Below are 14,234 nucleotides of genomic sequence, written 5' to 3'. Positions count from 1 at the left end.
AGGGCCGAAGCGGGGGTCTGGCGGCGCAGCCCCCAGGGATGGGAAGGGAAAGGGCGGCGGGGGCGCAAAACCCGCCCCTCACCCCCCGCCCTTGTTGACCGTCGCCGCGTCCAGGAACGCCGGGCGTTCTCCCCCGCCGTGCACCAGCAGACTCGCCCCGCTGACATACCCGGCCGCGTCCGACGCGAGAAACACCGCCGCCGCTCCGACGTCGGACGGCTCGGCGAGCCGCCCCAGCGGCACCGTGCCGGCGACGGCCTCCAGGCCGTCGGTGCCTCCGTAGTGGAGGTGGGACAGTTCGGTGCGGACCATGCCGACGACGAGGGTGTTGACCCTGACGTCGGGAGCCCATTCCACGGCCATCGAACGCGCGAGATGCTCCAGCCCCGCCTTGGCCGCCCCGTACGCGGCGGTGCCCGGCGAAGGACGGCTCCCGCTGACGCTGCCGATCATCACGACGGACCCGCGCGCCCGCTTCAGATGCTCGTACGCGGCAAGGGAGACAGTGAGCGGCGTGATCAGGTTCAGCTCGACGACACGGGCATGCCGCTCCACATCGGCACCGGCATCCCCGTCTCCGCCTCCGCCTCCACCTCCGCCTCCGCCTCCTCCCAGCGGCCGGTAGGGACTGCCTCCTACGTTGTTGACCAGCACGTCAAGGCGCGGCAACCCCGCGACGAAGTCGTGCACAGCCGCCCGGTCCCGCAGGTCGAGCGCCCTGAACTCCACCCCGGGCAACGGGATTTCGGGCGGCCGGCGAGCGCAGACCACGACCTCCGCGCCGGCCTCGGCGAAGGCCCTGGCGATACCCGCGCCGACACCACGGGTACCGCCGGTGACAAGAGCGACCCGCCCCTTCACATCCGAACCGGCCAAGGCGCTCAGAGCCGCTCGATGATCGTCACGTTCGCCTGTCCCCCGCCCTCGCACATCGTCTGCAGCCCGAACCGGCCGCCCGTGCGCTCCAGTTCATGCAGAAGAGTCGTCATCAGCTTGACGCCGGTCGCGCCGAGCGGATGTCCGAGGGCTATCGCGCCGCCGTTGACGTTGACCCTGGCCGGATCGGCACCGGTCTCCTTCAGCCAGGCCAGGACGACCGGCGCGAAGGCCTCGTTGATCTCGACGAGGTCGATGTCGTCGATGGACAGGCCGGTCTTCTTGAGTGCGTGGGCGGTGGCCGGGATCGGCGCCGTCAGCATCCGGATCGGGTCCTCGCCCCGTACGGACAGATGGTGGACGCGGGCCCGGGGGCGCAGCCCGTGTTCACGCACCGCACGCTCGGAGGCGAGCAGCATCGCGGCGGCGCCGTCGGACACCTGGGAGGAGACGGCGGCGGTGATGGTGCCGCCGTCGATGACGGGCTTCAGGCCGGCCATCTTCGCCAGGGAGGTGTCCCGGCGCGGGCCCTCGTCGACGGTCACCGTCTCGTAGGCCACGGTCTCGCGCGTGAAGCGGCCCTCGTCGATGGCCAGGACCGCGCGTTCGTGCGAGCGCAGCGCGTACTCCTCCTGGTCCTGCCTGCTGATGCCCCACTTGGCGGCGATCATCTCGGCGCCCGCGAACTGGTTCACCGGCCGCTCCCCGTACCGTGCCCGCCAGCCGGCGCTGCCCGCGAACGGGCCCTCGGTGAGCCCGAGAGGCAGGGCGGCCTGGCGGGAGGCGAAGGCGATCGGGATCATCGACATGTTCTGGACGCCGCCCGCGACGACGAGGTCCTGGGTGCCGGACAGTACGGCCTGGGCGGCGAAGTGCACGGCCTGCTGCGAGGACCCGCACTGCCGGTCGACGGTCACGCCGGGCACCTCCTCGGGCAGCCCGGCGGCCAGCCAGGAGGTGCGGGCGATGTCACCGGACTGTGGGCCCACCGTGTCCAGGCACCCGAAGACGACGTCCTCCACGGCCGCCGGGTCGACCCCGGATCGCTCCATGAGCGCGGCCAGCGCGTGCGCGCCCAGGTCGGCCGGATGGACTCCGCTCAGACCACCTCCGCGCCGCCCGACGGGCGTACGGACCGCTTCGACGATGTAGGCCTCGGCCATGGCAACTCCCTCACAGTAAAAGGCTGTTCGAGCACGCCGGTCGACTTTCGCAATCAGTTGCCGGCGATCAGTCGCCGGCAATCAGTTGTCAACTGCCAGTTGCCAGTTGCCAGCTGTCGGCAGTCGGCAGTCGGCAGTCGGCAGTTCACGTGCCGCTATTCACGTACGGCGATTCCGTCCAGCACCATCGACAGGTACTGACGGGCGATCTCCTCCGGGCTGTGCTGTCCGCCGGGCCGGTACCAGGACGCGGCGACCCACACGGTGTCGCGCACGAAGCGGTAGGTGAGGCGGATGTCGAGGTCGGCGCGGAAGACCTTGGCGGCGACCCCGCGTTCCAGCGTGGACAGCCACGTCTTCTCGAATCTGCGCTGCGACTCGGCGAGGAACGCGAACCGCTCCTGCGCGACGAGTTGTCTGGACTCCTTCTGGTAGATCGCGACGGCGGCGCGGTGCCGGTCGATCTCCCGGAACGACTCGGTGACCAGCGCCTCCAGCGTCTCGCGCGGCCCGTTCTCGGCGTCCAGAACGGTGTCGTAGCCTGCCCACAGCTCGTCGAGGAACGTGCGCAGGATCTCCTCCAGCATCGATTCCTTGGAGTCGAAGTGGTAGTAGAGGCTGCCCGCGAGCATGCCGGCGTGGTCCGCGATCTTGCGTACGGTGGTGGCGTTGTAGCCCTGCTCGGCGAAGACCTCGGCGGCGGTGCCGAGGATTTCGTGGCGGCGGGCGGGCACGGCGGTCACCTGGGGCTTCTTCTTCGTGGGCTTCGTAGGCTTCGTTGGCTTGGTAGGAGGCACGCGTCCATTGTGGTCCCAGTCATGTGCCGTCCTAGGGGTGCTGGCTGCTGACGGAGACGACTTCCCCCGTCAGGTACGAGGAGTAGCCGGACGCCAGGAATACGATCACATTGGCCACCTCCCAGGGCTCGGCGTACCGCCCGAAGGCCTCACGGGCCGTCAGTTCGGCCAGGAGTTCGGGGGTGGTCACCTTCACCAGGTGGGGGTGCATGGCGAGGCTCGGTGACACCGCGTTGACCCGGACCCCGTACTCGGCCGCCTCGATGGCCGCGCTCCGGGTCAGCGCCATCACGCCGGCCTTCGCGGCGGCGTAGTGCGCCTGGCCGGCCTGGGCCCGCCAGCCGACGACGGACGCGTTGTTCACCACCACGCCACCGGTTCCGCTCTCGCGAAAGGCCCGCAGTGCGGCCCGTACGCACCGGAAGGTGCCGTTGAGCGTCACGTCCAGCACCCTCGACCACTGCTCGTCCGTCATGTCGACGAGGGTCGAAGTGCCGCCGAGACCGGCGTTGTTGACGACTATGTCGAGCCGCCCGTGCAGTCTCACCGCCGTGTCGAAGAAGGTCCGCACCTGGCGTTCGTCGGTGACGTCGCAGGGCAGCGAGTCGACGCCACCCTCGAACTCCCCGGCCAGCTCACCCTCGTACTCCTTGAGCCGCCGCGCGTGTGCGTCGCTGATCAGCACGCGCGCGCCCTCCTCCAGGAACCGGCGGGCGGTGGCCCCGCCGATCCCGGCGCCCGCGGCTGCCGTGATGACGGCGGTGCGCCCCTTCAGCAACCCGTGTCCAGGCACGTACGCCGGACTCTCGACGTCTCCCATGACCCCACAGTACCTACCAAACACTTGTTAGGGAAGGTCGGGCGAGAAGTCATCGGGAAGAAGCCGGACGTTCCACGGCCGGCCGAGAACGTGGAAGCGGGTGTCAGCCGGTGATTCCCTCGGCCCGCGCGGCGATCAGCCATTTCGGGAACTCGCCCACCAGCCGGTCGTACAGCTCGTCGTCGGACACGGCGCTCGGGTCCGAACCGGCGTGGAAGAACCCGGCGTTGTCGACGACCCGCCGGTCCGGCACCGCCAGCTCGTCGAGCTTGCGCAGGAAGTCGAACTGCTTGCTGTCAGCGTCCCCGAAGCCGACGAACTGCCAGAACAGCGGCAGCCGGGCCGACTTGCAGACGTAGCGTTCGGCGGCGAGCTTGTTGATGGGGCCGCCGTCGGTCTGGAAGACGACGAGCGCGGGGGCCGTCGATCCGCTGTCGAGGTAGTGCTCGATGACCGCGTCCATGGCGAGGTGATAGCTGGTCCTGCCCATGTGTCCGAGCCCGGCCGCGATCCGGTCGACGCTGCCCGCGTGGTCGTCGAGCGCGATGGCGGTCACGGCGTCGACATCGGTGGAGAAGAAGACGACGGGGACCGTGCCGTCGTCGTCGAAGTGGGCCGCCAGCCCCAGCACCCGGTCGGCGAGCGCCTGCACGCTGCCGTCCTTGTAGTACGGCTTCATGGAGCCGGAGTAGTCGACCACCAGGTAGACGGCGGCCCGTTGCCCGTCGAGCCCGTGCCGGTCCACGGCCGCCCCGGCGCTCTTGTAGAGGCTGACCAGCGCGGGCGCGGTCTCCCGCACCTTGGTGAGACTGATCGCGGCCATGCGTGACTCCCCTCCCGGAATACGCCGGACTGACGAAGATTCCGAGCGTACGTCACCCGAATGCCCGCCCGGGCGGCATATGACCCATCTGCGACCCGGCCCCTACCCTTGTGCCCCATGAAACGAACCGGCGTCCTCCTCCTCGCCGTGCTGCCGCTGCTGGCGACAACCGCATGTCTGTCCGTCAGGACGTCGGAAGACCACTCGCGGGACAACCACTCGCGTGGCCCCGACGCCAAGCGTGTGGAGGAGCCCGGTCCACTGGACGCGCAGGTCACGCTCGCCGATCCGGCGAAGAAGGAGCTGGCCCAGCAGATCGTGGCGAGCGCCGAGAACGGGACGCTCGACTGGCGCAGCGCGTACGGCTATGTCGAGGACATCGGCGACGGGCAGGGCTACACGGCCGGGATCATCGGATTCTGTACGGGCACTCACGATCTGCTCACCCTCGTCGAGGGGTACACGAAGGACCACCCGGACAACGCCCTCGCGCCCTACCTTCCCGCGCTGCGCGAGGTTGACGGCACGGACTCGCACCAGGGGCTGGATCCGGGGTTCCCGGCGGCCTGGAAGCGGGAGGCGAAGGTCGCCGCGTTCCGTGCGGCGCAGGACGAGAAGCGGGACAGCGGCTACTTCGAACCGGCCCTGCGGCTCGCCGTCGGGGACGGGCTGGGCCTGCTGGGCCAGTTCGTGTACTACGACGCGATGGTCTACCACGGCCCCGGCGACGACCGGTTCAGCGTGGGCGGCATCCGCGCCGCCGCGCTGAAGAGGGCCCACAGCCCGGCGGAGGGCGGCGACGAGAAGGCGTACCTGGGCGCGTTCCTCGACGCCCGCCGCAAGGCGATGCTGGACAAGAGGCCCGGTGTCAACACCAGCCGCGTCGACACGGCCCAGCGCCGCTTCCTCGACGAGGGCAACCTCGGCCTCCGTACACCGCTGGAGTGGAAGGTGTACGGGGACACATACAAGGTGCCCTAGCAACGGGGGCCCCGGACATGCCGCGGCGCCCGCCATGGTCCAGGTCGGGGACTGTGGCGGGCGCCGGTATTCACTCGTTCCGTACGCCGTTGTACGGGACGTCTATTGGGGTGACCGTCAGACCATCAGGGAACGGTCCGTCGGGCGGATCGGGGCCGGGAGTTCGCTCGCGCCGGTGAGGAAGCGGTCGACTCCGCGAGCGGCCGAGCGGCCCTCGGCGATGGCCCACACGATGAGCGACTGGCCGCGGCCCGCGTCACCGGCGACGTACACGCCGGGGACGTTGGTCGCGAAGTCGGCGTCGCGGGCGATGTTGCCGCGCTCGTCGAGGTCCAGGCCGAACTGCGCGACGAGTCCGTTGTCCTGGTCGGTGCCGGTGAAGCCCATGGCGAGGGTGACGAGCTGGGCGGGGATCCTGCGTTCCGTGCCCGGCTTCGGGGTCAGCCTGCCGTCGATGAACTCGACCTCGGTGAGGTGCAGCCACTGCACGTCGCCGTTCTCGTCGCCCTCGAAGTGGGTCGTCGAGACGGAGTAGACGCGCTCACCGCCCTCCTCGTGCGCCGAGGTGACCTTGTACAGCATGGGGAAGGTCGGCCAGGGCTGGCCCGGGTTCCGCTCGTCGCCCGGCCGGGGCATGATCTCCAGCTGGGTGACGGAGGCCGCGCCCTGGCGGTGGGCGGTGCCCACGCAGTCCGCGCCGGTGTCGCCGCCGCCGATGACCACGACGTGCTTGCCCTCGGCGGTGATCGGCGGGGCCACGAAGTCGCCCTCCTGGACCTTGTTCGCCAGGGGCAGGTACTCCATCGCCTGGTGGATGCCCTTGAGCTCGCGGCCGGGGACCGGCAGGTCACGGGCGGTCGTCGCACCGGCGGCGATCACGACGGCGTCGTACCGCTTGCGCAGGTCCGTCGCCTTGAGGTCGCGGCCGATCTCGATGCCCGTACGGAACCGGGTGCCCTCCGCGCGCATCTGCTCGATACGGCGGTTGATGTGCCGCTTCTCCATCTTGAACTCGGGGATGCCGTAGCGCAGGAGACCGCCGATGCGGTCGGCGCGCTCGTACACCGCGACCGTGTGACCGGCCCGGGTCAGCTGCTGGGCGGCGGCGAGACCCGCCGGGCCCGAGCCGATGACCGCGACGGTCTTGCCGGAGAGGCGCTCGGGGGCCTGGGGGGCGACGTCGCCCGTCTCCCAGGCCTTGTCGATGATCGAGACCTCGACGTTCTTGATGGTGACCGCGGGCTGGTTGATGCCGAGCACGCACGCCGACTCGCACGGAGCCGGGCACAGGCGGCCGGTGAACTCCGGGAAGTTGTTGGTGGCGTGGAGGCGCTCGGACGCCGACGTCCAGTCCTCGCGGTAGGCGTAGTCGTTCCACTCGGGGATCAGGTTCCCCAGCGGACAGCCGTTGTGGCAGAACGGGATACCGCAGTCCATGCAGCGGCCGGCCTGCTTGCTGATGATCGGCAGCAGGGAGCCGGGAACGTAGACCTCGTTCCAGTCCTTGAGACGGACGTCCACCGGGCGGGACTTGGCGACCTCGCGGCCGTGGTTCAGAAAGCCCTTGGGATCAGCCATTGGTCGCCGCCTCCATCATCTTCTCGGTGATCTCGGACTCGGTGAGTCCGGCTCGCTCGGCGGCGTCCTTGGCGGCGAGCACTGCCTTGTACGTGCTGGGGATGATCTTGCTGAAGCGCTCCACCGCGACGTCCCAGTCGGCCAGGAGCTTCTCGGCGACCGTCGAGCCGGTCTCCTCCTGGTGGCGGCGCACGACCTCGTGCAGCCACTGCCTGTCGGTGTCGTCGAGGGCCTCGACCGCGTCCACGTTGCCGACGTTGACGTTGTCGCGGTTCAGGTCGACGACGTAGGCGACACCGCCCGACATACCGGCCGCGAAGTTGCGGCCCGTCTCACCGAGGACGACCGCGTGACCGCCGGTCATGTACTCGCAGCCGTGGTCGCCGACGCCTTCGGAGACGACCGTGGCCCCGGAGTTGCGGACGCAGAACCGCTCACCCGTACGACCGCGCAGGAACAGCTCGCCACCGGTCGCGCCGTACGCGATGGTGTTGCCCGCGATCGTCGAGAACTCGGCGAGGTGGTCGGCGCCCCGGTCGGGACGGACGATCACCCGGCCGCCGGAGAGGCCCTTGCCGACGTAGTCGTTGGCGTCGCCTTCGAGGCGCAGCGTGACACCGCGCGGGAGGAAGGCGCCGAAGGACTGGCCGGCGCTGCCGGTGAAGGTGATGTCGATGGTGTCGTCGGGCAGACCGGCCCCGCCGAACTTCTTCGTCACCTCGTGGCCGAGCATCGTGCCGACCGTGCGGTTGATGTTGCGGATGGCGACCTGGGCGCGGACCGGCTGGGCGTCGGTGGCGCCGTTCGCGGCGAGGGCGTCGGCGGCGAGCTTGATCAGCTCGTTGTCGAGCGCCTTCTCCAGGCCGTGGTCCTGCTCGATGACCTGGTGGAGCGGGGTGCCCTCGGGCAGTTCGGGCACGTAGAAGAGCGGGGACAGGTCCAGGCCCTGCGCCTTCCAGTGGGTGATGGCGCGCTGGACGTCGAGCGTGCCGGCCTGGCCGACGGCCTCCTCGATGGTGCGGAAGCCCAGCTCGGCGAGGATCTCGCGGACCTCTTCGGCGATGAACTGGAAGAAGTTCACGACGTATTCGGCCTTGCCGGCGAACCGGTCGCGGAGCACCGGGTTCTGGGTGGCGATGCCGACCGGGCAGGTGTCGAGGTGGCAGACGCGCATCATGACGCAGCCGGAGACGACGAGCGGCGCGGTCGCGAAACCGAACTCCTCGGCGCCGAGCAGCGCGGCGATGACGACGTCGCGGCCGGTCTTGAGCTGGCCGTCGGTCTGCACGACGATGCGGTCGCGCAGGCCGTTGAGCAGCAGGGTCTGCTGGGTCTCGGCGAGGCCGAGCTCCCAGGGACCGCCCGCGTGCTTGAGCGAGGTGAGCGGCGAGGCGCCCGTTCCGCCGTCGTGGCCGGAGATGAGGACGACGTCCGCGTGTGCCTTGGACACACCGGCGGCGACCGTGCCGACGCCGACCTCCGAGACCAGCTTCACGTGGATCCGCGCCTGCGGGTTCGCGTTCTTCAGGTCGTGGATGAGCTGGGCGAGGTCCTCGATCGAGTAGATGTCGTGGTGCGGCGGCGGGGAGATGAGCCCCACACCGGGCGTCGAGTGACGCGTCTTGGCGACCCACGGGTACACCTTGTGGCCGGGCAGCTGGCCGCCCTCGCCGGGCTTGGCGCCCTGGGCCATCTTGATCTGGATGTCGTCGGCGTTGACGAGGTACTCGCTGGTCACACCAAAGCGGCCGGACGCGACCTGCTTGATCGAGGATCGCCGCGCCGGGTCGTACAGGCGCTCGGGGTCCTCGCCGCCCTCACCGGTGTTGGACTTGGCGCCCAGCTGGTTCATGGCGATGGCGAGGGTCTCGTGCGCCTCCAGGGAGATGGAGCCGTACGACATGGCGCCGGTGGAGAACCGCTTGACGATCTCGCTGACCGGCTCGACCTCGTCGATGGAGATGGAGGGCCGGTCGGACTTGAAGCCGAACAGCCCGCGCAGCGTCATCAGGCGCTCGGACTGCTCGTTCACGCGGTCCGTGTACTTCTTGAAGATGTCGTAGCGGCGGGTGCGCGTGGAGTGCTGGAGGCGGAAGACCGTCTCCGGGTCGAACAGGTGCGGTTCGCCCTCGCGGCGCCACTGGTACTCGCCGCCTATGTCGAGGGCGCGGTGGGCCGGGGCGATGCCGGAGGCGGGGTACGCCTTGGCGTGCCGGGCGGCGACCTCCTTGGCGATGACGTCGATGCCGACGCCGCCGATCTTGGTGGCGGTGCCGTTGAAGTACTTCTCGACGAAGTCGGTGTCGAGGCCGACGGCCTCGAAGACCTGGGCGCCCCGGTAGGAGGCGACGGTCGAGATGCCCATCTTGGACATGACCTTGAGGACGCCCTTGCCGAGCGCGTAGATCAGGTTGCGGATGGCCTGCTCGGGCTCGCTGCCGGGCAGGAATGTGCCGGCGCGGACCAGGTCCTCGACGGACTCCATCGCCAGGTACGGGTTGACCGCCGCGGCGCCGAACCCGATGAGCAGGGCGACGTGGTGGACCTCGCGGACGTCACCGGCCTCGACCAGCAGGCCCACCTGGGTGCGCTGCTTGGTGCGGATGAGGTGGTGGTGGACGGCGGAGGTGAGCAGCAGCGACGGGATCGGGGCGTGCTCGGCGTCCGAGTGGCGGTCCGACAGGACGATGAGGCGGGCGCCGTTGCCGATGGCCGCGTCGACCTCGGCGCGGATCTCCTCGATACGGGCGGCGAGGGAGTCGCCGCCGCCGCTGACCCGGTAGAGGCCGGAGAGGGTCGCGGCCTTCATGCCGGGCATGTCGCCGTCGGCGTTGATGTGGATGAGCTTGGCCAGCTCGTCGTTGTCGATCACCGGGAAGGGCAGGGTGACGCTGCGACAGGAGGCGGCGCTCGGCTCCAGCAGGTTGCTGGCGGGGCCGAGGGAGGAGCGCAGGCTGGTGACCAGCTCCTCGCGGATGGCGTCCAGCGGCGGGTTGGTGACCTGCGCGAACAGCTGGGTGAAGTAGTCGAAGAGCAGTCGCGGGCGCTCGCTCAGCGCGGCGATCGGCGAGTCGGTGCCCATGGAGCCGAGCGGTTCGCCGCCGGTCTTGGCCATCGGCGCGATGATGACGCGCAGCTCTTCCTCGGTGTAGCCGAAGGTCTGCTGGCGGCGGGTGACCGAGGCGTGGGTGTGCACGATGTGCTCGCGCTCGGGCAGGTCGGACAGCTCGATCTCGCCGGCCTCCAGCCACTGGGCGTAGGGCTGCTCGGCGGCGAGGCCGGCCTTGATCTCGTCGTCCTCGATGATGCGGTGCTCGGCGGTGTCGACGAGGAACATCTTGCCGGGCTGGAGGCGGCCCTTGCGGACGACCTTCGCGGGGTCGATGTCGAGGACGCCGACCTCGGAGCCGAGGACGACGAGGCCGTCGTCGGTGACCCAGTAGCGGCCGGGGCGCAGTCCGTTGCGGTCGAGGACCGCGCCGACCTGGACGCCGTCGGTGAAGGTGACACAGGCCGGGCCGTCCCAGGGCTCCATCATCGTGGAGTGGAACTGGTAGAAGGCGCGCCGGTCCGGCTCCATGGTGGCGTGGTTCTCCCACGCCTCCGGGATCATCATCAGCACGGAGTGCGGCAGCGAACGCCCACCGAGGTGGAGCAGTTCGAGCACCTCGTCGAAGGAGGCGGAGTCGGAGGCGTCCGGGGTGCAGATCGGGAAGACGCGCTCAAGCCCCTGGTCACCGAACAGGTCGCTGACCAGCTGCGACTCACGCGCGGCCATCCAGTTGCGGTTGCCCTTGACCGTGTTGATCTCGCCGTTGTGGGCGACGAAGCGGTACGGGTGGGCGAGCGGCCACGACGGGAAGGTGTTCGTGGAGAAGCGCGAGTGGACGAGCGCGACGGCCGACGCGAAGCGGCGGTCGGACAGGTCCGGGAAGAAGGGCTCCAGCTGGCCGGTGGTCAGCATGCCCTTGTAGACGATGGTCCGCGCGGAGAGCGACGGGAAGTAGACGCCGACCTCGCGCTCGGCGCGCTTGCGCAGCACGAAGGCCTTGCGGTCGAGGTCGATGCCCGTGGCGGGAACCTCGGCGGCGTCCGCGACGAAGAGCTGCCGGAAGGCGGGCATCGTCGAGCGGGCGGTGGCGCCGAGCAGTCCGGGGGCGACCGGGACCTCACGCCAGCCGAGGACGGTCAGGCCCTCTTCGGCGGCGATCGTCTCGATATGCGAGACGGCCTCGGCGGTCGTCGGGACGGCGTCCGTCGCCGTCTCCTCCGGGAGGAAGGCGATACCGGCCGCGTACGAGCCTGCCTCGGGCAGCTCGAATCCGGCCACCTCACGGAAGAACGCGTCCGGGACCTGCGAGAGAATGCCGGCGCCGTCACCCGAATCGGGCTCGGAGCCGGTGGCACCGCGGTGCTCCAGGTTACGAAGAACCGTGAGCGCCTGCTCGACCAGCGCGTGGCTCGCCTCGCCGGTGAGGGTGGCCACGAAGCCGACGCCACAGGCATCGTGCTCGTTGCGGGGGTCGTACATACCCTGGGCAGCAGGGCGAGCATCCATGAAGGACCACTTCTGGCCATTCCCGGAATGCTGGGACGGCTGGCGCGGAGTACGCATCGGCTCTCCCGTCGTCGTTGTGCGGCATATGCATTAAGCCGAGGGACGACGCTGGCCCTCTTGGAGTGCAAAATTTCAGGCAGGTTACATGATGGGGCGATTCTCGGGAAGCGGGATATCGCATACCAACATGCGGACACCGCAGCGCACGGTGTGATGACCGCGCCGCGGTGGAAGTAAATGGGGGCCGAAGCGGACAGATCGATGTCCCTCGACCCATGGCAAGGAGAGCGCCGTCGCTCTCCCCGCGGGTGTGCCGCAGGCTTCGTTGCCCACAGCGCGTACGGCTCATGCCCCGTGGTTAAGCGTTCGAAACCAGCGAGTAACGGCTACTTATGCGGCCCATCGCATAAGTGCGCGACAACCTATCCTACGGCCGCGCCGAACAGACTGCCCAGGGCGTACGTCACACCGGCCGCCGCGCCGCCCAGCGCGAGCTGCCGCAGCCCGCTGAACCACCAGCCGCGGGCGGTCACCCGGGCCACCACCGCACCGCATCCGAAGAGCCCGGCGAGGGCGACCAACACGGCGGGCCACAGGGCGGTCGCCCCGAGGAGGTACGGGAGCACGGGCAGCAGCGCGCCCAGTGCGAACGCCCCGAAGGACGACACCGCGGCGACGGTGGGCGAGGGCAGGTCGCCGGGGTCGATGCCCAGCTCCTCACGGGCGTGTATCTCCAGCGCCTGTTCGGGGTCGCGCGAGAGCTGCCGGGCCACTTCACGGGCGAGCTCCGGCTCGACGCCACGGGACTCGTAGAGCGCGGCGAGCTCACGCTCCTCGTCCATGGGGTGTTTGCTCAACTCCCTTCGCTCCACGTCGAGTTCGGCCTCGACCAGCTCGCGCTGGGAGGCTACGGAGGTGTACTCGCCCGCGGCCATGGAGAAGGCGCCGGCGGCAAGTCCGGCGAGCCCGGTGATGACGACGGTCTGCTGCGAGACGGCCCCGCCCGCCACACCGGTCATCAGCGCGAGGTTGGAGACGAGCCCGTCCATCGCCCCGAACACGGCCGGCCGCAGCCACCCGCCGGTGACGTCCCGGTGGGTGTGGTTGTCACGGTGCGCCTCGTGCAGCGCCGCCCCGGTCTCGATGATGGCCATAAGGCCCCCCACTCACTCAACTGACTCGACTGACTCGACTGACTCAACCGACTGGACTCACTCGACCCACTCGGCCCTCTCGGCGCTCTGGCCCCGGAGCCGAATTTAGACTGATTCCAGTTCTCGACAACCCAAAAAATACCCTCCGAATTCCTTTCCCGCCAGCAAGGAGAGGCTGCCCTCACCAGCACTTTCCCCTTGATCGCTCATCCGTGGGGGTGCTCGCACAAATGTCGACCGGGTGATGCCGGAGCGCCTGAGGCTCGCGGGAACGCCTCCGGTGGAACAGTTCCGCAAAGGGTTCCGCTCCCCGTGCGGGAGCCCCCCGGAACCCTCCGGAGGAGAGGCCGCGTATGGCATCGATCGCCTGCATTCCCTCGGTCCCGGCGCACCAGGACGCCGCCGTACTCCGCGACAGAGCACGCGGCGCCCTGCTCGGTCTGGCCGTGGGGGACGCGCTCGGCGCCCCCGCCGAGAACATGAAGCCCTCGGAGATCCGCGCCCGCTGGGGCCGCATCACCGGATACGTGGCCGAGAACCCCGCCGGCACGGACGACACGGAGTACGCGATCTTCTCGGGCCTCCTCCTCGCCCGGCACGGCTCGGCCCTCACCCCGGCCCATGTGGAGGCGGCCTGGCACCACTGGATCGCCGACCTCGACGAGGGCCCTTTCCGGGGCGCGGGTTTCAGCGAGCGAGGCACGCTGGAGAACCTCCGCCGGGGCTTGGCAGCCCCCATCTCCGCCCAACACCGTCACGCGTGGAGCGACGGCCTGGCCATGCGGGCGGCGCCCTTCGGCGTCTTCGCGGCGGGGCGCCCGGCCGAGGCGGCCCGGCTGGTGGCGATCGACGGCTCGGTGAGCCATGACGGCGAGGGCATCTACGGCGGCCAGGCGGTGGCGGCGGGCGTGGCGGCGGCGATGGCGGGCGCGCCGACGATCGCGGTGGTGGCATCGGCGCTGGCGGTGGTCCCGGACGACTCCTGGACGGCACGCTCCCTGCGCCGGGCGGTGGCGGTCGCCCACCGCGGCGAACGCGCGGTCCGCTCCGCGGTGGTGATCGGCGGCTACCCCTGGACCGACCTGGCCCCCGAGGCGGTCGCCCTCGCCTTCGGCGCGTACGCGGCGGCCGACGGCGACTTCACGGAGTCGGTGCTGACGGCCGTCAACATGGGGCGCGACGCGGACACGACGGCGGCGGTGGCGGGCGCACTGGCGGGCGCGACCCGGGGTGCCGCGGCGATCCCGCCCGACTGGGCGGGGGCGATCGGCCCGGCCAGAGGCACCTGCCTCCCCTCGATGGCAGGCCACCACGTCCTGGACATCGCGGAGCTGCTGACACCGGGCGAGGGAGGCAAGTGGGCCGGCACACATCCGGCGGTACGGGATCCAGCGGTACGAGATCCAGCACACCCGGCACCACACCGCAACGACTACACCCTCACCCCGACCCCGGAACCGGAGACCCACCCGTGAGCACCGCCC

10 protein-coding genes are annotated in these 14,234 nt (G+C 70.2%); 2 read left to right on the top strand and 8 right to left on the bottom strand.

All coding sequences use genetic code 11. From position 1 onward, the window contains the following. Positions 1-78: 78 nt before the first annotated feature. The 5 genes from AOK08_RS14580 to AOK08_RS14560 all read right to left on the bottom strand — a co-directional run bounded on the left by AOK08_RS14580 (position 79) and on the right by AOK08_RS14560 (position 4,479). Complete coding sequence (locus AOK08_RS14580; protein ID WP_241826949.1) at positions 79-876, bottom strand: SDR family oxidoreductase; 798 nt, start codon at positions 874-876, stop codon at positions 79-81. A 5-nt stretch (positions 877-881) separates the two neighbouring features. Next, positions 882-2,039 (bottom strand): acetyl-CoA C-acetyltransferase, encoded by a 1,158-nt coding sequence (locus AOK08_RS14575; protein WP_055525978.1) that lies wholly within the window; start codon positions 2,037-2,039, stop codon positions 882-884. 155 nt (positions 2,040-2,194) lie between these two features. Next, complete coding sequence (locus tag AOK08_RS14570; RefSeq protein ID WP_055525977.1) at positions 2,195-2,782, bottom strand: TetR/AcrR family transcriptional regulator; 588 nt, start codon at positions 2,780-2,782, stop codon at positions 2,195-2,197. An 85-nt stretch (positions 2,783-2,867) separates the two neighbouring features. Then, a complete protein-coding gene (locus AOK08_RS14565; protein ID WP_055525976.1) occupies positions 2,868-3,656 on the bottom strand; it encodes an SDR family oxidoreductase in 789 nt (262 codons plus the stop codon). Between the two features lie 103 nt (positions 3,657-3,759). Beyond that, positions 3,760-4,479, bottom strand: coding sequence for a vWA domain-containing protein (locus tag AOK08_RS14560; protein WP_055525975.1), 720 nt, complete (start codon positions 4,477-4,479; stop codon positions 3,760-3,762). Positions 4,480-4,596: 117 nt separating this feature from the next. Here AOK08_RS14560 and AOK08_RS14555 point away from each other — a divergent pair, with 117 nt between their 5' ends. Further along, on the top strand, positions 4,597-5,460 hold the full coding sequence (locus tag AOK08_RS14555) for a chitosanase (protein ID WP_055525974.1): 864 nt from the start codon (positions 4,597-4,599) through the stop codon (positions 5,458-5,460). 117 nt (positions 5,461-5,577) lie between these two features. On the opposite strand, the gene AOK08_RS14550 is transcribed toward AOK08_RS14555, so the two are convergent. From AOK08_RS14550 to AOK08_RS14540, 3 genes are all read right to left on the bottom strand, one after another. Further along, positions 5,578-7,038 carry a glutamate synthase subunit beta gene (locus tag AOK08_RS14550; RefSeq protein ID WP_055525973.1) on the bottom strand — a complete coding sequence of 487 codons (1,461 nt, stop codon included), beginning with the start codon at positions 7,036-7,038 and terminating at the stop codon, positions 5,578-5,580. Continuing rightward, a complete protein-coding gene (gene gltB, locus AOK08_RS14545; protein WP_055525972.1) occupies positions 7,031-11,653 on the bottom strand; it encodes a glutamate synthase large subunit in 4,623 nt (1,540 codons plus the stop codon). The genes AOK08_RS14550 and gltB overlap by 8 nt, the downstream gene beginning before the upstream one ends. A gap of 365 nt (positions 11,654-12,018) precedes the next feature. After that, the gene (locus tag AOK08_RS14540; protein WP_055525971.1) at positions 12,019-12,750 is read right to left on the bottom strand and encodes a VIT1/CCC1 transporter family protein; all 732 of its coding nucleotides are present in this window, start codon (positions 12,748-12,750) and stop codon (positions 12,019-12,021) included. A gap of 353 nt (positions 12,751-13,103) precedes the next feature. Here AOK08_RS14540 and AOK08_RS14535 point away from each other — a divergent pair, with 353 nt between their 5' ends. Next, complete coding sequence (locus AOK08_RS14535; RefSeq protein WP_055525970.1) at positions 13,104-14,225, top strand: ADP-ribosylglycohydrolase family protein; 1,122 nt, start codon at positions 13,104-13,106, stop codon at positions 14,223-14,225. Positions 14,226-14,234 lie beyond the last annotated feature (9 nt).

It is taken from the genome of Streptomyces graminilatus, from assembly GCF_001418565.1.
GTDB classification, from domain to species: domain Bacteria; phylum Actinomycetota; class Actinomycetes; order Streptomycetales; family Streptomycetaceae; genus Streptomyces; species Streptomyces graminilatus.
This window is presented reverse-complemented; position numbering and strand designations above follow the sequence as displayed.